This is a genomic window from Shinella sp., from assembly GCF_049651085.1.
Lineage (GTDB): Bacteria > Pseudomonadota > Alphaproteobacteria > Rhizobiales > Rhizobiaceae > Shinella.
In genome coordinates this window covers 1-19,545 of the sequence record NZ_JBASBL010000015.1, presented here as the reverse complement: position 1 = coordinate 19,545, position 19,545 = coordinate 1, and the positions used below count along the sequence as shown (strand labels likewise).

Genomic DNA, 19,545 nt, shown 5'->3' with positions numbered 1-19,545 from the left:
TTCGACTGGCGCTTCAGCTTCTCGGCAATGGCATTCAGAATCATTTGTGTGCCCACGACATTGGGAACGACAATTTCCTCGCCTATGGTCAACAGCGCGTTAACCACGAAAATTTGCGACAGGCCCGGAAATAGAGCTGAAGACGAGCCATTTGCTCGTCCGTCAGCCAAAACAAATTACTCATCAGTCAGGCTCCTATACACCCGTCTGAATCATAGCCGTCAATTCCAATCAATGGGTCCTGACCCTAGCGAGCGCAGGTTCATCATGTCGTCGGTCATCGGTGGTGCCCCTCAGGTTGGTCGGCCACGCGCGCAATGACCATCTCCGCCGCCGAATCGACATACCAACGCCCGTCCTTCTACGCCCCGAGCCTTGAATGCTCCATCATCGTTATGCGTGGCTCACCACATCGCGTGGTAGCTCCAACCTTTCAGCGCTCGTTGGATCAGCGCGCGATCATAGGTCTGCGTCCGATAAACGGCCTATACTGCCCCCGAATTGGAGAAAAATCTGCACATGGTCCGATTGGGAAGTCAGCCTTTGTCTACGAACGTTAAGACGAAAGTCCCAAGCAAAGATACTTGATTTCGAGATAGTCATCCAAGCCGTATTTGGACCCCTCGCGGCCTTGGCCGGATTGCTTGACGCCCCCGAACGGAGCCACTTCCGTAGAGATCAGCCCGGTATTGATGCCCACCATGCCGTATTCCAGTGCTTCGCCCACCCGGAACACCCGCGACAGATCGTTGGCGTAGAAATAGGCGGCGAGGCCGAATTCGGTATCGTTGGCAAGAGTGATCGCCTCTTCCTCGGTGTTGAAGCGAAACAGCGGCGCGACAGGGCCGAACGTTTCCTCGCGGGACACCTTCATCCGGGATGTCACGCCGGTCAGAACCGTCGGCTGGAAGAACAGGCCACCCCGCTTGTGCCGTAGGCCGCCGGTGATGACCTGCGCACCGTGCGCCACAGCGTCAGCGACGTGTTCCTCGACCTTCGCCAAAGCCTTCGTGTCGATAAGCGGGCCAGCATCGACGCCGGCATCGAAGCCATCGCCGACCCTCATCGCCGCCACCCGTGCGGCAAGTTTCGCGGCAAAAGCCTCATAGACGCCGGCTTGGACATAGAAGCGGTTGGCGCAAACACAGGTCTGGCCGTTGTTGCGGTATTTCGAGACCATTGCTCCTTCCACCGCCGCATCGAGATCGGCGTCGTCGAAGACGATGAAGGGGGCGTTACCACCGAGTTCCAGGCCGAATTTCAGAATTTGATCGGCGCCTTGCCGCATCAGGATGCGGCCGACTTCGGTCGATCCGGTGAAGGTCAGTTTGCGCACCTTGTCGTTCGAGGTGAACTCCTGTCCGATCGTGGCGGCGTTTTTGGTCGGGATGACGCTGACTAGACCGGCAGGAACGCCGGCACGCTCCGCGAGCGCGGCCAGCGCCAGGGCGGATAGCGGCGTTTCGACGGCCGGTTTGATGACCATGGCGCAACCGGCGGCCAGCGCCGGGGCGAGCTTGCGGGCGAGCATGGCATTGGGAAAATTCCAGGGGGTGATGGCTGCCACCACGCCCACCGGCTGTTTGACGACCAGGATGCGCTTGTCGCGGTGGTGGCCGGGGATCGTGTCGCCATAGGCGCGCTTGGCCTCTTCCCCGAACCATTCGACATAGGACGCACCGTAGAGGATTTCGCCACGCGCCTCGGCAAGCGGCTTGCCCATCTCCATGGTGAGGATGACGGCGAGATCGTCGGCATGGGCGACCATCAGGTCGTGCAGCCTGCGCAGCACTGTCGCGCGCTCCTTTGCGGTCGTCGCGGCCCAAACTTTCTGCGCCGCATGAGCCGCATCGATCGCCCGCGCGGCATGGGCTCGGTCGCAATTGGGAAGTGTCGCGATGACGTCGCCGGTCGAAGGATTGGAGACGTCGAATGTGCCGGACGTGCCGGCGCCGTCCAGCCATTCGCCGGCCACCGGTGCCCGGTCGGTGGCAAGGCTCGGATCGATCAGCCTCGACGAGAGGAGGTCAGAAATTGCCATGATATGCTCAGCTCCAGCGCAGAAATGTCATCATCGGGGTCAGGCATTCATGCCGGAGCGGTGCCGCCTTGCGGTGAAAACGCGGTGGGAATCATGATCTTGTTCTCCGCCGTGACGATCAGGTCGCGAATTTTTGGCAGGAAGGCCCGCCAGTCAGGGTCGGCGGCCAGACGCGCGCGGCGCGCCTGGCGGTCATCCAGACTGTCGAAACTCCAGATGTGGACGATCTCGTTGATCGGCCCAATTTCCGAGGAGAAGTAACCGACGGGGTTGCCGAGGTGTTTCCTCTGGATGGCGATGCCGGTTTCACCGACCACTTTTAGGTATTCGGGTATGCCACCGTTTTTCAGCCGGTAGGTGCGGATCTCGACATACATGGCGTTCACCGCATCACGAAGGGATCGGGGATCGGGTCGTCGGATGTTCTAAGCCACACCGTCTTGGTCTTGGTGTAGTCGAGCGCGGCAGCAAGGCCCCCCTCGCGCCCTTGACCTGAATGGCCGTATCCACCAAAAGGCGCGATCGGTGAGACCGCACGGTAGGTGTTGACCCAGACGATGCCGGCGCGGATGCGTTTGATCATGCGATGGGCGCGGGCAAGGTTGCGCGTGAAGACGCCGGAGGCGAGCCCGTAGGGCGTTGCGTTCGCTAGCTGTACCGCCTCTTCTTCCGTCGCGAAGGAGAGAACGGAGAGGACCGGTCCAAACAGTTCCGTTTCAACCGAAGTTGCGGAAACGCCGTCGCAGTCGAGAATGGTGGGCATGTAGTAGAACCCTTCACCCTCTGCATTCCGGCCGCCGGTCACAAGCCTTGCACCGGCCTCCAGCGAGGCTTTCACCACCGTCTCGATATGGTCGCGTTGCCGACGCGTGCAGAGCGGGCCGACCTCCGTCGCCATGTCGAGCGGCGAACCGATGCGGATAGCCTCTGCTTTCGCTTTGAGAATGGCCACGAACTGGTCCTTCACAGAAGCTTCGACGATAAGGCGTGAGCCTGCCACGCAGCTCTGTCCGGTCGCCGCGAAAATCCCGGCGACCTGCGCATTGGCAGCGCTTTCCAGATCGGCATCGGCAAAGACGATGAAGGGCGACTTGCCGCCGAGTTCCAGCGAGGTCGTCGCCAGGTTTTCTGCCGAGTTGCGCACCACGGCGGCAGCGGTCGCTGGGCCGCCCGTGAAGGCGATGTGGTCGACGCCCGGATGGCGGGTCAGCGCGCTGCCGCAGGCGGGGCCGAAGCCGGTCAGGATGTTGACAACACCCGGCGGGAAGCCTGCCTCGTGCACCAGCCGTGCGAACTCCAGCAGCGGCGCTGGGCCGTCCTCCGAAGCCTTGACGACGAGCGTGCAGCCAGCGGCGAGCGCCGGGCCGATCTTGACGGCTGAGAGGAACAGCTGGCTGTTCCACGGCACCACCGCCGCCACCACGCCGACGGGCTCGCGCCGTGTCCAGACATCCATGTCCGCCTTGTCGATGGCGAGCGTCGCGCCCTCGATCTTGTCGGCGAGGCCGGCATAGTAGCGATAATAGTCCGCGACATAGGCGATCTGCGCCGAGGTCTCGCGGATGATCTTGCCGGTGTCGCGCGTCTCCAGTTCGGCAAGGCGGGGCGCATTGGCCTGTACCAGGTCGGCGAGGCGGTAGAGCAGCTTGCCGCGCGCGGTGGCGGTCATCGCCGGCCAGTCGCCGCTCCAGAGGGCGCGGCCCGCCGCCTTTACCGCGCGGTCGACATCGTCTTCCCGTGCTTCGGGCATCGTCGCCCAGGCCTTGCCGGTCGCAGGATCGACGGAATCGAACCGGGCCGATCCGTCCTCGAAGGTCCCGTCTATGTAGTGCTGGAAGGTTTGCATGGGGGCCTCAGCGGAATGCCGGCATGACGTCGGCGATGAAGCGTTCGAGCGATGCCTTCTTGCGCTCGAAGCTCATGCCGGTGTCGATCCAGAAGGAATATTCGTCGTAGCCGAGATCCTCATAGGCCTTCAAGCGCCCGATGACCTCGTCTGCCGTGCCGATCGGCATGTTTTCGCGCATTTTCTGCGGCGTCAGGTTGGGATTGGCGGCTAGCTCCTCCTCGCTCAGGCGCTCGATCAGGCCTTGGCTGATCGGCCGCTCGTTCTTGAACCAGGCGAAGAAGTAATTGTAGTAAGTGCTGACCTCGTCCGCCGCCTGGGCGACATCGGCCTCGTCGGAACCGACATAGGTATGCTGGAGCAGCATGATCTTCGGCCGGGGCACGCCGGTTGCCTTTTCGCAAGCCGCATTGAAGCGGTCCATGAGGCTGGCGATTTCAGCTTCGCCACTGGCAAGGGGCGTGCACTGCACGTTGCAGCCGTTGGCAACCGCGAATTCGTGGCTGTTCGGATCGCGCGCGGCAACCCAGATCGGCGGGTGGGGCTGTTGCACGGGCTTCGGCGCGGAACTGGTCTTCGGGAATTTCCAGAACTCGCCGTCATGGGTGTGGTCGCCCGCCCAGATGCCCTTCACAGCCGGGATGAGTTCGCGCATCCGCTGGCCGGCACCCCAGGCATCGAGGCCAGGCAGGAGGCGTTCATATTCAAAGCTGTAGGCACCGCGTGCAATGCCGACGTCGAGACGTCCATTGGTAATGATGTCCGTCATCGCCGCTTCGCCGGCAAGCTTGATCGGATGCCAGAACGGCGCAATCACCGTGCCGGTGCCCAGGCGCACATTCTTGGTGCGGCGGGCGAGGTCGGCGATGTTGATGAACGGATTGGGCGCGATGGTGAAATCCATACCATGGTGTTCGCCGGTCCAGATCGCATGCATGCCGCCCTTGTCGGCGATTTCACAGAGCGCGACGAACTCTTCGTAGAGTTCCTGATGGTCCTGGGCAGCATCCAGCCGCTCCATGTGAACAAACAGGGAGAATTTCATGGTTTACCTCTTTGCGGCCACGGCGTGTACGCGGCCCTTTTCCTGATTTCCGAAATAGACGCCGAAATTTCCGAGCGTACTCTCCTGCGCGTAGCGTCGGACGAGCTCGCGAACGGCGCCGTCGGGTACAGCTGTTGTCGGAACGTCCTGTAGCGAAAAGAGCCGGCCGGTCTTGAGAGGGCCTTCACCGAGGCTGGCGCGATAGATGACGTGCTGGCGGCCGGTCTTGGTGTCCTCATAGACCGAATAGAGCAGGCCCGTTTGCAATGGCGGGCCGAAGATGGCGGCAGCGGCGGTCTCGAAAGCTTCCATGCCGTCATTGTCCGCCTTTTCGACGAAGGGTAGGGTCCAGCCGCCCTTGCCATCGTCCACCAGCAGGATGGCGCCGTCGCGCTCGGCGACGGCACCCAGCAGGATGCCGCCGTCGACATTGGCCAAAAGACTCTTTTCAGCGAGTGCCGGCGTGAAATATCCGCCTCGGGCATATCCCAGCCCAGTAGTGCCATTGTTATCGAAACCCTCGACCCGGCCGATGAGAATGACGTGGTCGCCGGCATTGACGACATCGTGCATCGCACAATCGAACCAGGCGGCCACATCAGCGAACACCGGCGCGCCGAACGGCCCCTTTTGCCACTTGACCGAGGCAAAGCGATCCTCGACCGGGCGGGCAAAGGTGTTGGAGACGTCCTTCTGCCCTTCCGCAAGAATATTCACGGCAAAACCCGGTGCCTTGGTCAGCGTATCGTAGTTGCGTGACGTCTTGGCCAGGCACACGAGCAATAGCGGCGGGTCGAGCGAGACGCTTGCAAAGCTGTTGGCGGTGAAGCCGATCGGCAGGCCCGCATCGTCAATGGTCGTGACCACCGTCACCCCGGTTAAGAATGCGCCGAACGCATCGCGTAGCGCCCTTGCGTCGATTTCCATAATCTTCCTCCCAAGGTCCAGCGGACCAAAATGCTCAGCGCAAAGCCAGCCACTCGGTCAATGCACGGTTCACCGCCTCCGGCGCCGTCAGGTTCACCATATGCCGGTGGCCCTTGACGACGACATCCCGTCCCCGCGGTGCGGCCGCCGCCATCTCCCGTGCCATGTCCGCGGTCGAGTTGTGGTCTCCATCCCCAGTCAGGAACAGCGCCGGGCAAGGCACCTGCGGCCAGCAATCGGAATAGGTCGAATCGCCCGTCGCAAAGGCCGTGTAGGCGGCGGCATAGGCCGCCGGGTCGACGGCTTGCAGCAGAGCGCGAACGAGCCCATAGGCGTCGGTCCCTGCCTCCTGCGCCGAGAACCAGCGCGCCAGCGGTGCCTCGCGGTCGAAATCGCCGGAGCTGATCTCACGTGCCCGTGCCTCCACGGCCTTGCGCGCCTGTATGCTGCGGCGGTGAACCCCGTTCAGCAGCGCCAGCCGTTTGACGCGGCCGGGAGCCGTGGCGGCGAGACCGCCGGCAATCAGCGCGCCCATCGAATGGCCCGCGACATTGACCGGTCCGACACCCACCTCGTCCAGAAAGCTCCGGAACCAGGCGACATAACCGGGCAGTTCCGGTGGGCCGGCGAGCGCATTCGAAAATCCGTGGCCGGGAAGATCGACCGCAATCACGCGGCAATGGTCTGCCAGCCGGTCGATCTGCGGCCCCCAGGCCTCGACCCGCATGCCCACGCCGTGAACGAGGACGAGGGTCTCATCCCCCGCGCCCCGCTGTACGTAGGCCGCTCCGGAAGGGGTATTACACCGCTGCAGGGTTGGCAACATCGTGACCCAGCTCCTTGAGATCCTGGTATCGATCGCCGATGCGATGATGCGGCCGGCCGCCGATGGAAGCGCCGAGGGCGACGACGATTTCGTCTGCGGACGGTGCATCGGGCATCGCGCACTGGATGGTCAGGTAATGGGAGCGGCGGCCTTCGTCGTTCTTGTCCATCAGCGGGATCATGATCGGCGCGTTTGCCGGGCCGCGGGTGTTGCAGAAGGCGAGATAGGACTTTGCGCCGACGGCGTTGCGATAGTGGTTGCCGAAACGCAGCGTGTGAATGAGAGCGGATGCGTGCTCGAGTTCGCCGTCAAGGCCGACAACGGCCGACTTGCCGTACGCTTCGACCGCTTCGCCGGAGCCCGCCTCGTCGATGATCATCTTCGTCAGCAGTTCGCCGAGGATGGGCGCGACAGCATGGATTTCCGGCTTGAGATCTTCCACAAAGCCGCGGCCTGCCCAGGGGTTCTTCACCACGGCCATTGCCGCAATCAGCTTGAGGGGCTGGGCCGCCTGCCGACCGCCTTCGACAAGCGTCGTCTCCACATGCAGAAGCGTTTTACGGATAAGCGTCATCGGGGCATACTCCTGTCTTTTTGTCTGCTTGTATCTTGGTATACCATCGGACAAAGTGTCAAGCGGTTGTGCGAAAGTTTTTTTGGGTTTATGCATGTCGGCATGAGCAACAACGCCGACACCATCGCCGCTCTCCGCATCGAGAGCCCGCCGACCACCCTTCGCGAGATCGCGCTCGAGCGCATGCGGCGCGCCATCATTGGCGGGCTGTTCGAGCCGGGCGTGCGCCTGGTGGAGCGCACCCTTTGCGAACAGCTCGGCGTTTCCCGCTCGGTGATCCGGGAAGTCATCCGTCATCTCGAGGCGGAAGGCCTTGTCGAGATGCTGGCCAAGCAGGGGCCGATCGTCGCCAAGCTGGACTGGAACGATGCGCGGCAGATCTACGAGATCCGTGCCGCACTCGAATCAACCGCCGTTGCCGATTGCGCCCGCGTCGCCGGACCCGACGTCAAGAAGCAGTTGCGCAAAGCAATGGTCGAACTCGAGCGCACGTCGGGGCAGAATTCGCCGCTGGGCGTCCTCGACGCCACCACGGAATTCTACAAGATCGTCTTCGAGGCAGGCGGCCACAACATCGCCTGGGAAATCGTCAGCCGCCTCAACAGCCGGATTTCGCGCCTTCGCGTCATGACGCTCGCGACCTCGAACCGCATGGCCTCCGGCCCGTCACAGATCCGCGAGATTTTCGCCGCCATTGACGCGAACGATCCGGACGTGGCTGCCGCTGCCTGTCGCGCCCATGTCGGCGCAGCTGCGGCGATTGCCCGCACCATTCTGGTCTGACGCGCCGGGCTGCGGCGATGTCAGACCTGACATAACCGCCTCCCGCCGCGATCCCATCGCGCGACGCCGACGAGCCTGCTTTCCCTTGTGGGGCGGGGCGTCTGCCTGCTCCGCAGGCAGCAGCCCAGCCGTCGTGCCGGTCGCCCAGAACCGCCTTTTACAGGCGTTCGCCCATCTTTCCGGATTTTCCGCAGAAACACGTTATGCGTCATTTTTTTGGTATACCAACATACCATCATATGATAGACGACCAAATAGGCCGTCTGCGGCCGTGGTCGCCCGGAGGCATGGGGCTGACCGCCTACTTTCATCTGGCTTACGATAGAGGGGGAGCTAAGCTATGGAAATCGAACAGCGTACAATCGACTTCATACCCGAGGCAGAGCGATACGGAAAAGAACGCGACCTGTTTCCGGTCTGGTTCGGGGCGAACGTCAATCTGACCTCGCTGGTAACCGGCGCGCTTCTTGTCGGCATGGGCCTGAACCTGTTCTGGGCCGCCTTCTCGATCGTCGTCGGCGTCTCGATCGGCACGATCCTCGTGGCGTCGCATTCGGTGCAGGGGCCGCGCCTCGGTATTCCGCAAATGATCCAGTCCCGGGCGCAGTTCGGCGTGCTGGGTGCGATCATCCCGATGCTCTTCGTCATGTTTATCTATTTCGGCTTCAGCGTGAGCAACACCCTGCTCGCCGCCCAGACGGTAACCAGCGTGCTGGACGTTCCGCGCGTCGTGCCGATCGTTGCGTTCACGCTCCTCAGTTTCGTCATCGCGCTCTATGGCTACAAGCTGATCCACGACACCCAGCGCTGGTTGACCTGGATCACCTGCGTCGTCTATGCGGTCGTGTTCATGATCGTGCTGAGCAACGCGCCAGGCCTTGAACATTGGCTGCCGACGGCGACGAAGCCGGCGCTCGTCTTTGCCGGCATCGGCGTGACGTGCACCTTCGCCCTGTCCTTCGCACCCTATGTCGCGGACTATTCCCGCTACCTGCCAAGCAACGTGTCGTCCAAGAAGGTGTTCTGGTACACGTTTGCCGGCATTGCTGTGGCGCTCTTCGCCATGATGCTTCTCGGCGCGCTGCTGGCCGTCCAGATTCCGACTTTCAACGACAATTCCGGCGGCAGCCTCGCCCTGCTGTTCGGCAGCTTCTCGCCGATTCTCTACGTGCTGATCGTCTACGCACTGCTGTGCATCAACGTGTTCAATTTCTACGGGGCGTTCATGGCGGTCGTGACGACCATTCAGCCCTTCGGAAACATGCGTTTCGGCTCCACGCAGAGGGCCGTGGTGATGATTGCCATCGCCATCGCCAATGCCGTCCTGTCCTATTTCGGCGACGGCGACTTTTCGACGATGTTCCTCAACTTCATCTTCCTGATGAGCTATGCGCTGATCCCGTGGACGGCCATCAACCTCGTCGATTACTATGTGCTGCGTCGTGGCAAATACAGTGTGGCGGATATTTTCGATCCGAACGGCATATATGGGCGCTACAATCCCATCGCGATCGGCGCCTTCCTTGCCGCGATTCTGGCGGAAATCCCCTTCATCTCGATGTACTATTACACCGGCCCCGTCGCTGCCTATCTCGGCGATGTCGATCTGGCGTGGATCGTCGGTGTGATCGTCGGGGCCGGCCTCTACTATTACCCGATGCGCGCCCGGCTGAACGGGACGGGTGCGCTCCCGGCTGCCACACGATAGTCACCTTGCGGAGCCGCAGCGATGCGGCTCCTTTCTCCGAAGGATTTTTCCGTGCAGCCACAACACACCTTGCCCATCGTCGCTCGGCCGGCGCTACTGGTGGTCGATATGCAGAACGATTTCGTGCGCGCCGGCGCACCGTTCGAGGTTCCAGCCGCCCGGGAAACCATCCCGCCGCAACAGCGTCTGCTTGATGCCTTCCGGGCACATGGCCTGCCGATCGTGTTCCTCAAGTGGATCGGCGTCGAAAACGACCCCTACCGGCATATGCAGGACAAGTTTACCTGGGCGCGTGGACTTGCCGAAGATATCAAGGGATGTCGCCCCGGACATCCGCGTCACTATGCGGATATCGATGCTATGCGGGACTGTTGCGCCGTCATCGATGAATTGGCGCCGACTGACGATGAAATCCAGCTGACCAAACGGGGTTACGGTGGCTTCCTAGGAACCTCGCTCGACGAGATCCTTCGGGATCGGGAGATCGACGGCGTTGTTATCACCGGGGTCATGGCCGAGTGCTGTGTCGAGGACACGGCTCGACAAGCCTATCAGCTCCATTATCCTGCCGTGGTGGTTACCGACGGCGTTGCCACCTATGACCCGAAGGCCACGGCGACGATGCTGGATGTCGTGGACAAGAATTTTGGATGGGTCGCGGATGCAACTACCATTGTGCACTGGATAGAGACGCTGCGAGGATGAAAAGGCCATAGCGGAGGGTCGACGGACCTCTCGCCTCTGCATGGGTCCGACGACGATCGGCGTGCGCTACTCATCACCCCATCAGAGGTGCTTCATATATGGCGGTGCGCATCTCCAATGCGGGCGAGGGCGCTCCATCATCGTCAATGGCGCCGCATGTAAAAGCTCAATTTTGGGCCACTGTAATTCCGGTCGCCATCCAGGGGGCGATCGCCAGGAGTTGCGGCATGTAGCTTTTCTGGACGGTCCGCCGGCACAGCGTGGCAAGCTGCTTGGCGAAACTTCCAAATTCGCCGCGCCGGACGACCAGATAGATATGCCGCGAAAAGCCGGCGCCGGGCAGTTGCAGAACCTGGATCGCCGGCGCAAGCGCGATACATTTACGCACACAGACCGGCGTCAGGATCGACCAGCCGATCCCCGATGCGACGAGGCTGATGATGGATTCGATCGTTTCGCAGGAAAAGGCGTGCGGCACCTCCAGTCGCATGCGCCGGAAATGCTGATCGACGCGCTGGGCTATCCCCGTGGTCGTGCCCGAGCGGATCATCGGAAAACGCTGGGCGAAATTGCGAAACTCCGCCTCGTCGCCGAAGGGCGGCTCGCCGCGCGACACCACGACGACGAATTGCTCCTGGAACAGCTCGAACCGCTCGAAGCCGTCGACGTCGTCGAACGGATCGGCAGAGATGACGGCATCGAGTTCGCGCTTCAGCAACCGCTGGCGCAGCGGCTCCATGAAACCGGTGGCGACCGAGATCGAGGCCACCCGGTCGCGAAGCGACTTGATCAGGATAGGCACAAGTGGATCGGACAGGGAGTCGATCAGGCCGAGACGCAATTGCGGGATGACACCCACATCGACGCCCTGAAGGAGGGCCGGCACGCCGGCTGCCTCCGCAAGCAGGTGCTCCGCAGCGCTGACGAGTTTCTGGCCGGCAAGCGTGGGCTTCAGCGGCCGCGCGCCCCGCTCGACCAGCGTCACGCCGAGGCGTTGCTCGAGATTGAGGACCTGCCGCGAAACCGCTGATTGCGTCATGCCCGTCTGGGCCGCAGCCGTGGTCATGCTGCCGGTGCGGCACACCGTCACGAAAATCTCCAGCGCCTGAAGATCGAAGCCCAGGCGGTGGACCACCATCGGGTCGCTGACAGGCGGTTTTGCCATGTTCGAACCTCCGCTCCATGACTCAAACGCATGAAGTTCAGAAAAATCGGTCATCGTCAATCCCGCCTTTGCGGTCGAAATGTTCCTGCTCGTCAAGCGGTACCCCTATATCAACATATTGGTTTTGTGTGTATTTCGCCAAGAAAGCGGCGGCATTTCCCGCTGTTGCATACGGACGAATCGAAGCTTGTGTCAGGTTTCCGTCAGAATGTCCTGAGCGCATTATGTTTGCGCCCGAAACCGGTCTTCAGTATCTCAACGTCATGGTTTTTGGGAGGAATGACCGCATGTTCAAGAGACGCATTTTCGGAATTATCGCACTCGGCCTGGCCTGCGCAGCGTCCTACGCCGCGCCCGGCCTGGCCGAGACCACGCTCGAGAAGATCCAGCGTACGAAGAAGGTGATCGTCGGCACCGAGGCCGCCTATCCGCCGTTCGAATTCATCAAGGACGGCCAGATCGTCGGCTTCGGCAAGGATGTGCTCGACGAGATCGCCAAGCAGTGGGGTGTCGAGGTCGAACAGCTCGACCTGCCCTTCCAGGGCATCCTGCCGGGCCTGATCGCCGGCAAGTTCGACTTCGTGGCCACATCGGTCGGCATCAACCCGGAGCGTGCCAAGCGCTATGCCTACACAATGCCGATCGCCGACAGCACCGCCTATGCCATGAAGAAGGCCGGCAACACCGATATCACCACGGTCGAGGACCTGAAGGGCAAGGTCGTGTCGACTCAGCTCGCTTCGGCAGTCGATCCGGTCGCCAAGGCGCTCGATGAGCGCCTGAAGGCCAGCGGCGAAGGCTTTGCCGATCTCAAACTGTTTCCGACCTTCAACGACTCGTTCCTTGCCGTCGCCAATGGCACGTCGGATGCAGCGCTTGCCGGCCTGCCGGTCCTGCAGAACCTGATGAACGAGAGGCCCGGCATCTTCGAACTCGTCGGCAAGGCCGCCGTGGTGCCGAGCTACAATGCCTGGGTCGTGCGTCCCGAGGACCAGGACCTGCGCGATGCGATCAACGCGGCGCTGCTCAAGATCAAGCAAAGCGGCAAGCTGGCCGAATTGCAGCAGAAGTGGCTGGGCATGACCTACGACCTGCCCGAAAAGGACTACCTGCCGGAGGGCGCCCGCTAACGCCTTCGGGACGATCCCGGATCATTCCGGGATCGTCGCCGGTCACCGTTTCACACGCCTGTAGCGCCTTTTGCGGGTCCATGCGGACGCGCGGCGTTTCAGGTGGTCCATCCACCCCGACGTCGAAGGAGACGACGATGGACTTTAGCGTTGCCGCCCTGGGCGGTGCCTTTCCCCAACTCCTGCCGGCCATGGGCGTCAATCTGGCGATTGCCCTCGTCGCCATGGTGCTGGCGCTGATCGGCGGCACGGCACTGACGATCCTGCGCACGCTTGGCATCCGGTCGCTCAATGCGGCGATCGGCGTCGTCATCAGCTTCATCCGTGGAACGCCGATCCTCGTGCAGATATTCCTGTTCTACTACGGCCTGCCGGCGCTCGGTCTCGACCTGTCGCCGATCCAGGCGGGTATTTTCGCCATCGCTTTCAACAGCTCGATCTTCATCACCGAGATCATGCGCGGCGGATTGTCCGGCATGGATTCCGGCCCGATCGAGGCGGCCATTGCGCTTGGCATCAAGGGCAAGACCATCTGGATGAAAGTCATCCTGCCGCAGCTCTACATCCGCATCATGCCGCCGCTGGTCAACGAACTCACGACGATCGTCAAGGGAACGGCCCTGCTGTCGGTCATCACCGTGGTGGAAGTGCTGCGCACCGCGCAGCAGGTGGCGAATGCCTCCTTCAGGCCGCTCGAAACCCTGCTCGCCGCAGCGGTCATCCTGTTTGCGGTCAACTTCGTCATCAGCCAGAGCGGCAGGGCTCTGGAGACGCGCTTCTCAGCGCGCAGGGGGTAAGTCATGGCCTTCGATTTCAATGTCATTCTCGACAACTGGGCGCTTTTCGCCCGCGGCACATGGCTGACGATCGCCAGCGCCGTAACGGCCATCGCAATCGGTTTCGTGATCTCCATACCGGTCGCGCTTATGGCGCTGTCCCATCGCGGGGTCCTGCGCTGGATCGCGACCGCCTATGTCGAATGGTTCCGCAACATCCCCTTCATCGTCGTGCTCTACCTGTTCTTCTACGGGCTGCCGTTCTTCAACATCCGCCTGCCGGAAGCCATCGTCGGCACGATCGCGCTCGCCTTCTTCGCCAGCTCGTATTTCGCCGAGATCATCCGCGGCGCGATCCTCGCGGTGCCGAAGGGGCAGATGGAGGCGGCTCGGGCCATCGGCATGTCCTATTTCCGGGGCCTGTGGGAAATCGTCGCTCCACAGACCGTGCGCCTGCTGCTGCCGCCGTCGACCAACACCAGCATCTCGATGGTCAAGGAAACCTCGGTGCTCAGCACCATCACGGTTGCCGAGCTGACCTATCAGGGGCTCGTCGTGCAGGGGGAAACCTTCGCACCGTTCGAAGTCTTCCTGGCCACCGCAGCCATCTACTGGGTCGTCACCGCGATCTTCGCCTACTTCATGCATCGCACGGAAAAGGCGTTCGGCGCCGCGCAGGGCGGCCATCAGGCGCGCACCAGTCTGGCGGACAAGTATCTGTTGATCGGCGCACGGAGGCCGGCATGAGCAAGACCCTCCTCAAGGTTTCCAATCTCGCCAAGAGCTTTGGCAGTGCCACGGCGTTGCGCGATATCAGCTTCGACGTGACGGCAGGCGAAGTCGTCTGCATCATCGGCCCCAGCGGTTGTGGCAAGAGCACGCTTCTGCGCTGCATCAACCATCTGACCGTACCCGACAGCGGCTTTGTCGAGGTCGCCGGCGACTATATCGGACGTGAGCCGAAACCCGGCGGCAAGGTGCGCATGCAGTCGCATGGCGAGATCGACCGCAAGCGCCCGAAAATGGGCTTCGTCTTCCAGCAGTTCAATCTGTGGCCGCATCTCAGCGTTCTGGAAAACATCGTCAAGGGGCCGATCAAGGTCCAGAAGCGTCCCCGTGCGGAAGCGGAAGCGCAGGCCCTCACCCTGTTGCAGCGCTTCGGCCTGCGCGACAAGGCCAACATGTTCCCATCCTCGCTCTCGGGCGGCCAGAAGCAACGCGTTGCCATAGCGCGTGCGCTGGCCATGGGGCCGGAGCTGATGCTGTTCGACGAACCCACCTCGGCGCTGGACCCGGAAATCGTCAAGGACGTCCTGGTGTTCCTCCGTGAACTTGCCGATTCCGGCATGACGATGGTCATCGTGACGCACGAAATCGGTTTTGCGCGCCATGTCGCCGACCGGGTGGTCTTCCTCGATCGGGGCGTCGTTGCCGAATCCGGCCCGTCAAACGACGTGCTGTCCAACCCCAGCAATCCGCGTCTGCGCGAATTTCTCTCGCAGATCACATCCGACCAGCCAACGCCGCGCGGCGCTTCATCGTCCGTCGCCGAACCACACATCCACTAAGAAGGACTGCGAAATGACCAAACAGCTCACCTCCGCACCCAAGCACGGCCACACCAGCATGCTCTATTCCAAGGTGCATACCGATCTCGACACGCTGGATGCTCACGTTGCCTTCCTCGGCATTCCCTACGGTTCGGCCTACACGATCGACGAAGTGACCAACGACCAAACGCGTGCGCCGACGGCCGTGCGTCAGGCGACGGACCGCGCCGTGCGTAACCTCGACCGCTACGATTTCGACGTCGGCGGCCCGCTCTATGACGACCGCGCGATCAAGGCTGTGGATTGCGGCGACGTGGTCGGCGATCCGAAGGACCCGGGCGCCCACTACCGCAACGCGGAAGCGGCAGTTCGCAAGATCCTGGCCGCCGGTGCGCTGCCCCTGATCATCGGCGGCGACCACGGCATTCCGATCCCGGTGCTGCGCGCCTACGACGATCAGGGCCCGATCACGCTGATCCAGATCGACGCGCATCTCGACTGGCGCGACCAGATCAACGGCGTGCATGACGGCCTGTCGAGCCCGATCCGCCGCGCCTCCGAGATGGCGCATGTCAAGGACATCTTCCAGATCGGCATCCGCGCCCAGGGCACCGCGCGCCCGGAAGAATACGAGGCTGCCATGGCCTACGGCTCGAACATCATCACCGCCTATGAGCTGCACGATGTCGGCATGGACGCCATCCTCGACCGCATTCCCGATGGCGGCCGCTACTACATCACCATCGATGCCGACGGCATCGATCCCTCGGTGATGCCAGCTGTCGCAGGTCCCGCACTTGCCGGCGTGACCTATGCCCAGACCCGCAAGCTCCTGCACGGTCTCGTCAAGAAGGGCCGCGTCGTCGGCATGGACATCGTCGAGATCACGCCCTCCAAGGACGTCAACCAGCTGACCGCGATCGCTGCTGGCCGGTTCTTCGTCAACCTGATCGGCGCGGCCGTGCGGGCAGACTATTTCGGAACCAAGTCGGAACTCGAAGCGGGCGCCACGAAGGTCGTAAGCCCGGCGCACGCAGCGGCCTGAGATCCGTCATGGCCGCACACGAAGACAACCGCTCGCGCACCCGGCGCGAGCGGGATTCGCTGGGCGAGCGGGATATCCCCGCAGACGCCTATTTCGGCATCCAGACGCTGCGGGCCGTCGAGAATTTCTCGCTGTCCGATATTGCGCTCAGCCACTTTCCAACGCTGGTTCGCGCCCTTGCCATGGTCAAGAAGGCCGCCGCCATTGCCAATCATGCGGCAGGGCAGCTTCCCGAGCCGAAAGTCGGGGCAATCGTGAAGGCCTGCGACGACATCATCGGTGGGCGGCTGATGGAACCGTTCGTCGTCGACGTCTTCCAGGGCGGAGCCGGCACGTCGAGCAACATGAATGCCAACGAGGTCATCGCCAATCGTGCGCTCGAGCATCTCGGCCGGCCGAAGGGCGAATATCAGACGCTTCATCCCAACGATGACGTGAACATGTCCCAGTCGACCAACGACGTCTATCCGACGGCGATCAGACTGGCTCTGCTGCTCAGCCGTACCGACCTTCAGGCAGCGCTTGCCACGCTGATCGCCGCTTTCGAGGAAAAGGGACGTGCGTTCTCCAAGACGGTCAAGATCGGCCGCACGCAGCTGCAGGATGCGGTCCCGATCACGCTGGGGCAGGAATTCGAAGCCTTTGCGGCAACGCTCCGGGAAGACACGGCTCGGCTGGAGGAGGTCGCTTCGTTCTTCCAGGAAGTGAATCTTGGCGGCACCGCCGTCGGCACCCGCATCAACGCGTCGCACGCCTATGCCGAACGCGCCATTGCCGAATTATCGACGATATCAGGCCATGAGCTGAAGGCCGCCAGCAACCTTCTCGAGGCGAGTTGGGACACCGGCGCCTTCGTGACGTTCTCCGGCATCCTGCGGCGGATCGCGGTCAAGCTATCGAAGATCTGCAATGACCTGCGGCTGCTGTCGAGCGGGCCGCGCAGCGGACTGGGCGAAATCCGGTTGCCGCCTGTGCAGCCCGGATCGTCGATCATGCCCGGCAAGGTCAATCCGGTCATTCCGGAATCGGTCAATCAGGTCTGCTATCAGGTGATCGGCAACGACCTTACGGTGACCATGGCGGCCGAGGGAGGCCAATTGCAGCTCAACGCCTTCGAGCCGCTGATCGTCTACAATCTGCTGACCTCGATGCGGCTGCTCGGCCGGGCGATGAGCAATCTCGCCGAGCGTTGCGTGGGGGACATCGAAGCGGATGAAGAGCGTTGCCGCGCCGGCGCACTGGGCAGCATCGCGCTTGCCACGGCGCTCGTGCCGGTCGTCGGCTATACCAAGGCCGCCGATATCGCCAAGGAGGCGCTCGCCTCCGGGCGAACCGTCATGGAGGTTGCGGTGTCACTGGGACTGGATGCCGGCGCGCTGGAGATCCTGCTCGATCCCTTGAGCATGGCAATACCGCAGGAAACACAAAACGAGGAACCGATCGATGCTCATGCCGGCTAAATCCCCCGACGCTGCCGTCGTCATGCGGTCCGTCAGCAAGTGGTACGGATCCTTCCAGGTGCTCAAGGATATCGATTTTGACGTGGCCAAGGGCGAGCGTGTGGTGATCTGCGGGCCGTCCGGCTCGGGAAAATCCACCTTGATCCGCTGTCTCAACCGTCTGGAGCAGTTTCAGGACGGCCAGATCACCGTCGATGGCATCGCGCTCACCGACGATGCAAAATCGGTGGACGAGGTGCGGCGCGAAGTCGGCATGGTCTTCCAGCACTTCAACCTGTTTCCGCATCTGACGCTCCTCGAAAACTGCACCCTCGCACCGATGTCGGTGCGGGGCATGAGCCGAACGGCCGCCAACGAAATCGCCATGGTCTATCTGTCGCGTGTCCGGATTTCGGACCACGCGCACAAATATCCCTCACAGATTTCCGGCGGTCAGCAGCAACGCACCGCGATTGCGCGCTCGCTCTGCATGAACCCGAAGATCATGCTCTTCGACGAGCCGACCTCGGCGCTCGACCCGGAAATGGTGGGAGAGGTTCTCGACACGATGATCGGCCTTGCCGAGGAAGGCATGACGATGATCTGCGTCACCCATGAAATGGGCTTTGCCCGGCGTGTCGCCGACCGTGTGATCTTCATGGACCGCGGCCAGATCATCGAATGCGCCAAACCGGCGGCGTTCTTCGATGCACCAAAGCACGACCGCACGCGGCTTTTCCTAAGCCAGATCCTGCATTAGGTACCGCCATGAACACGAACGGTTCCCGTCGCCCGAAAATTCTCGTCGTTTCGACCGGTGGCACCATCGCATCGCGTTACGATCCGCGTGCGCGGGCCATGACGAGCGTTGGAACGGGCGAGGAACTGGTTGCAACACTCGGCAGCTTGGCCCCGCCGGTCGACCTGGTGCTGGAAGAGTTCTGCAATCTTGGCAGCAACCGGATCGATCTTGAGACGTCCTTGCGCCTGGCGCGGCGTATTGCAGAGCTGATCAGAGACGATACCGTCTGCGGTTGCGTTGTCACCCATGGCACAGACACCCTGGAGGAAAGCGCCTTTCTGGCAAGCCTCGTGATTGCTTCGTCCAAGCCCGTTGTGTTCACCGGGGCACAGCGCGGCATGGATGAACGCGACGCCGATGGACCGCGCAACTTGGCCGATGCAATTCGCGTGGCAGCCTCTCCCGACGCGCGGAACATGGGTGTTCTGGTCGTGTTTGGCGGGCAGGTCCTGTCCGCGATCGATGCCACAAAAGTCCACACCTCGGATGTCGCAGCTTACGCGTCGTCCGATTTCGGTCCGCTAGGCGTCGTCGATAACGGCGCGGTCCTGTTGAGCCGCCGGCGCACGAATTATCCAGTGGTCAAGGCAGATCAGATCGATACCCGTGTCGATCTGATTACCCTTGCAATGGGCGCCGATAGCCGCCTGTTCGACGCGGCGGTGACAAGTGGCGCCCGCGGCATCGTGCTGGAGGCGTTCGGCCGCGGCAATGCCACGCCGCAGGTGGTGGCCGCCGTCAAGCGGGCAGCGACGGCAGGCATTGTCACCGTCGTAACCTCTCGGTGCCCACAAGGCCGTGTCCTGCCGGTCTATGGGGACGGCGGGGGTCGAGATCTGGAAGACGCAGGCGCAATTTTCGCCGGCCGGCTTCGAGGGCCGAAAGCCCGTATAGTACTCGCGCTCGTGCAGGCCAGCCTGAAAAGAAAGGAAATCGCTGAATTGTTTGATCTATTCGGGAGGTATAACGGCTACGGCGAGGTAAACGTACCACGATGAAATAGGACACCTGAAGCCTCCGGTCGGGCTTGTCGCAAACTATCCGTTAGGTTGAGGTGATACCCTGAGCCGTTGCATTTTCATGCTTTGTTAACCTTTTGAAGTCCGAAGAGGCGGGCGAGCAGATCGTTCTGACCATTGACGGTCCACTCGCCGGAAAAGCCAAAACCCTTCTTCGGCCACAG

Annotated in this window: 19 protein-coding genes and 1 pseudogene; 11 read left to right on the top strand and 9 right to left on the bottom strand. The window is 62.2% G+C overall.

What is annotated here, in order from left to right; all coding sequences use genetic code 11:
• Window positions 1-556 precede the first annotated feature (556 nt).
• From WA950_RS08795 to WA950_RS08765, 7 genes are read right to left on the bottom strand one after another with little or no spacing between them, the layout of a single operon-like run.
• Entirely contained in the window at window positions 557-2,041 is a 1,485-nt protein-coding gene (locus WA950_RS08795) for an NAD-dependent succinate-semialdehyde dehydrogenase (RefSeq protein WP_424551330.1), read from the bottom strand.
• 47 nt (window positions 2,042-2,088) lie between these two features.
• Window positions 2,089-2,418: an NIPSNAP family protein gene (locus WA950_RS08790; RefSeq protein ID WP_424551329.1), complete on the bottom strand. Its 330-nt coding sequence runs from the start codon at window positions 2,416-2,418 to the stop codon at window positions 2,089-2,091.
• 5 nt (window positions 2,419-2,423) lie between these two features.
• A complete protein-coding gene (locus WA950_RS08785; RefSeq protein ID WP_424551328.1) occupies window positions 2,424-3,887 on the bottom strand; it encodes an aldehyde dehydrogenase in 1,464 nt (487 codons plus the stop codon).
• Between the two features lie 7 nt (window positions 3,888-3,894).
• Complete coding sequence (locus WA950_RS08780) at window positions 3,895-4,932, bottom strand: LLM class flavin-dependent oxidoreductase (RefSeq protein WP_424551327.1); 1,038 nt, start codon at window positions 4,930-4,932, stop codon at window positions 3,895-3,897.
• Window positions 4,933-4,935: 3 nt separating this feature from the next.
• Window positions 4,936-5,859 (bottom strand): flavin reductase family protein, encoded by a 924-nt coding sequence (locus WA950_RS08775; protein WP_424551326.1) that lies wholly within the window; start codon window positions 5,857-5,859, stop codon window positions 4,936-4,938.
• Window positions 5,860-5,893: 34 nt separating this feature from the next.
• Window positions 5,894-6,685 (bottom strand): alpha/beta fold hydrolase, encoded by a 792-nt coding sequence (locus WA950_RS08770; RefSeq protein ID WP_424551325.1) that lies wholly within the window; start codon window positions 6,683-6,685, stop codon window positions 5,894-5,896.
• Window positions 6,660-7,259, bottom strand: coding sequence for an amino acid synthesis family protein (locus tag WA950_RS08765; protein ID WP_424551324.1), 600 nt, complete (start codon window positions 7,257-7,259; stop codon window positions 6,660-6,662). Before WA950_RS08765 ends, WA950_RS08770 begins: the two co-directional genes overlap by 26 nt.
• Before the next feature lie 102 nt (window positions 7,260-7,361).
• Here WA950_RS08765 and WA950_RS08760 point away from each other — a divergent pair, with 102 nt between their 5' ends.
• The 3 genes from WA950_RS08760 to WA950_RS08750 all read left to right on the top strand — a co-directional run bounded on the left by WA950_RS08760 (window position 7,362) and on the right by WA950_RS08750 (window position 10,455).
• Window positions 7,362-8,042 (top strand): GntR family transcriptional regulator, encoded by a 681-nt coding sequence (locus WA950_RS08760; protein WP_424551323.1) that lies wholly within the window; start codon window positions 7,362-7,364, stop codon window positions 8,040-8,042.
• 340 nt (window positions 8,043-8,382) lie between these two features.
• The gene (locus tag WA950_RS08755) at window positions 8,383-9,750 is read left to right on the top strand and encodes a purine-cytosine permease family protein (RefSeq protein ID WP_424551322.1); all 1,368 of its coding nucleotides are present in this window, start codon (window positions 8,383-8,385) and stop codon (window positions 9,748-9,750) included.
• 21 nt (window positions 9,751-9,771) lie between these two features.
• Entirely contained in the window at window positions 9,772-10,455 is a 684-nt protein-coding gene (locus WA950_RS08750) for a cysteine hydrolase family protein (protein WP_424551321.1), read from the top strand.
• Window positions 10,456-10,621: 166 nt separating this feature from the next.
• On the opposite strand, the gene WA950_RS08745 is transcribed toward WA950_RS08750, so the two are convergent.
• Window positions 10,622-11,593, bottom strand: a complete 972-nt coding sequence (locus WA950_RS08745; protein WP_424551331.1) for a LysR family transcriptional regulator — start codon at window positions 11,591-11,593, stop codon at window positions 10,622-10,624.
• A gap of 314 nt (window positions 11,594-11,907) precedes the next feature.
• On the opposite strand from WA950_RS08745, the gene WA950_RS08740 reads away from it, so the two are divergent.
• The 8 genes from WA950_RS08740 to WA950_RS08705 all read left to right on the top strand — a co-directional run bounded on the left by WA950_RS08740 (window position 11,908) and on the right by WA950_RS08705 (window position 19,360).
• Window positions 11,908-12,750 (top strand): transporter substrate-binding domain-containing protein, encoded by an 843-nt coding sequence (locus WA950_RS08740; RefSeq protein WP_424551320.1) that lies wholly within the window; start codon window positions 11,908-11,910, stop codon window positions 12,748-12,750.
• Between the two features lie 137 nt (window positions 12,751-12,887).
• Window positions 12,888-13,547, top strand: coding sequence for an amino acid ABC transporter permease (locus WA950_RS08735; RefSeq protein WP_424551319.1), 660 nt, complete (start codon window positions 12,888-12,890; stop codon window positions 13,545-13,547).
• 3 nt (window positions 13,548-13,550) lie between these two features.
• Entirely contained in the window at window positions 13,551-14,273 is a 723-nt protein-coding gene (locus WA950_RS08730) for an amino acid ABC transporter permease (RefSeq protein ID WP_424551318.1), read from the top strand.
• Complete coding sequence (locus WA950_RS08725; RefSeq protein WP_424551317.1) at window positions 14,270-15,094, top strand: amino acid ABC transporter ATP-binding protein; 825 nt, start codon at window positions 14,270-14,272, stop codon at window positions 15,092-15,094. Before WA950_RS08730 ends, WA950_RS08725 begins: the two co-directional genes overlap by 4 nt.
• 13 nt (window positions 15,095-15,107) lie before the next feature.
• Complete coding sequence (locus WA950_RS08720; RefSeq protein ID WP_424551316.1) at window positions 15,108-16,121, top strand: agmatinase; 1,014 nt, start codon at window positions 15,108-15,110, stop codon at window positions 16,119-16,121.
• 8 nt (window positions 16,122-16,129) lie between these two features.
• Window positions 16,130-17,581 (top strand): aspartate ammonia-lyase, encoded by a 1,452-nt coding sequence (locus WA950_RS08715; RefSeq protein WP_424551315.1) that lies wholly within the window; start codon window positions 16,130-16,132, stop codon window positions 17,579-17,581.
• Window positions 17,565-18,320 (top strand): amino acid ABC transporter ATP-binding protein, encoded by a 756-nt coding sequence (locus WA950_RS08710; RefSeq protein ID WP_424551314.1) that lies wholly within the window; start codon window positions 17,565-17,567, stop codon window positions 18,318-18,320. Before WA950_RS08715 ends, WA950_RS08710 begins: the two co-directional genes overlap by 17 nt.
• Window positions 18,321-18,328: 8 nt before the next feature.
• Complete coding sequence (locus WA950_RS08705) at window positions 18,329-19,360, top strand: asparaginase (RefSeq protein WP_424551313.1); 1,032 nt, start codon at window positions 18,329-18,331, stop codon at window positions 19,358-19,360.
• 80 nt (window positions 19,361-19,440) lie between these two features.
• Here WA950_RS08705 and WA950_RS08700 read toward each other — a convergent pair.
• Window positions 19,441-19,545, bottom strand: a pseudogene (locus tag WA950_RS08700) (IS6 family transposase); the annotation flags it as partial.

What these genes read in the sequence shown, in the direction of transcription:
- WA950_RS08785 (WP_424551328.1), bottom strand. Translation starts at nt 3,887, where the DNA reads ATGCAAACCTTCCAGCACTACATAGACGGGACCTTCGAGGACGGATCG.
- WA950_RS08710 (WP_424551314.1), top strand. Translation starts at nt 17,565, where the DNA reads ATGCTCATGCCGGCTAAATCCCCCGACGCTGCCGTCGTCATGCGGTCC.
- WA950_RS08760 (WP_424551323.1), top strand. Translation starts at nt 7,362, where the DNA reads ATGAGCAACAACGCCGACACCATCGCCGCTCTCCGCATCGAGAGCCCG.
- WA950_RS08705 (WP_424551313.1), top strand. Translation starts at nt 18,329, where the DNA reads ATGAACACGAACGGTTCCCGTCGCCCGAAAATTCTCGTCGTTTCGACC.
- WA950_RS08775 (WP_424551326.1), bottom strand. Translation starts at nt 5,859, where the DNA reads ATGGAAATCGACGCAAGGGCGCTACGCGATGCGTTCGGCGCATTCTTA.
- WA950_RS08755 (WP_424551322.1), top strand. Translation starts at nt 8,383, where the DNA reads ATGGAAATCGAACAGCGTACAATCGACTTCATACCCGAGGCAGAGCGA.
- WA950_RS08730 (WP_424551318.1), top strand. Translation starts at nt 13,551, where the DNA reads ATGGCCTTCGATTTCAATGTCATTCTCGACAACTGGGCGCTTTTCGCC.
- WA950_RS08765 (WP_424551324.1), bottom strand. Translation starts at nt 7,259, where the DNA reads ATGACGCTTATCCGTAAAACGCTTCTGCATGTGGAGACGACGCTTGTC.
- WA950_RS08770 (WP_424551325.1), bottom strand. Translation starts at nt 6,685, where the DNA reads ATGTTGCCAACCCTGCAGCGGTGTAATACCCCTTCCGGAGCGGCCTAC.
- WA950_RS08740 (WP_424551320.1), top strand. Translation starts at nt 11,908, where the DNA reads ATGTTCAAGAGACGCATTTTCGGAATTATCGCACTCGGCCTGGCCTGC.
- WA950_RS08745 (WP_424551331.1), bottom strand. Translation starts at nt 11,593, where the DNA reads ATGGTGGTCCACCGCCTGGGCTTCGATCTTCAGGCGCTGGAGATTTTC.
- WA950_RS08725 (WP_424551317.1), top strand. Translation starts at nt 14,270, where the DNA reads ATGAGCAAGACCCTCCTCAAGGTTTCCAATCTCGCCAAGAGCTTTGGC.
- WA950_RS08795 (WP_424551330.1), bottom strand. Translation starts at nt 2,041, where the DNA reads ATGGCAATTTCTGACCTCCTCTCGTCGAGGCTGATCGATCCGAGCCTT.
- WA950_RS08720 (WP_424551316.1), top strand. Translation starts at nt 15,108, where the DNA reads ATGACCAAACAGCTCACCTCCGCACCCAAGCACGGCCACACCAGCATG.
- WA950_RS08790 (WP_424551329.1), bottom strand. Translation starts at nt 2,418, where the DNA reads ATGTATGTCGAGATCCGCACCTACCGGCTGAAAAACGGTGGCATACCC.
- WA950_RS08780 (WP_424551327.1), bottom strand. Translation starts at nt 4,932, where the DNA reads ATGAAATTCTCCCTGTTTGTTCACATGGAGCGGCTGGATGCTGCCCAG.
- WA950_RS08715 (WP_424551315.1), top strand. Translation starts at nt 16,130, where the DNA reads ATGGCCGCACACGAAGACAACCGCTCGCGCACCCGGCGCGAGCGGGAT.
- WA950_RS08750 (WP_424551321.1), top strand. Translation starts at nt 9,772, where the DNA reads ATGCGGCTCCTTTCTCCGAAGGATTTTTCCGTGCAGCCACAACACACC.
- WA950_RS08735 (WP_424551319.1), top strand. Translation starts at nt 12,888, where the DNA reads ATGGACTTTAGCGTTGCCGCCCTGGGCGGTGCCTTTCCCCAACTCCTG.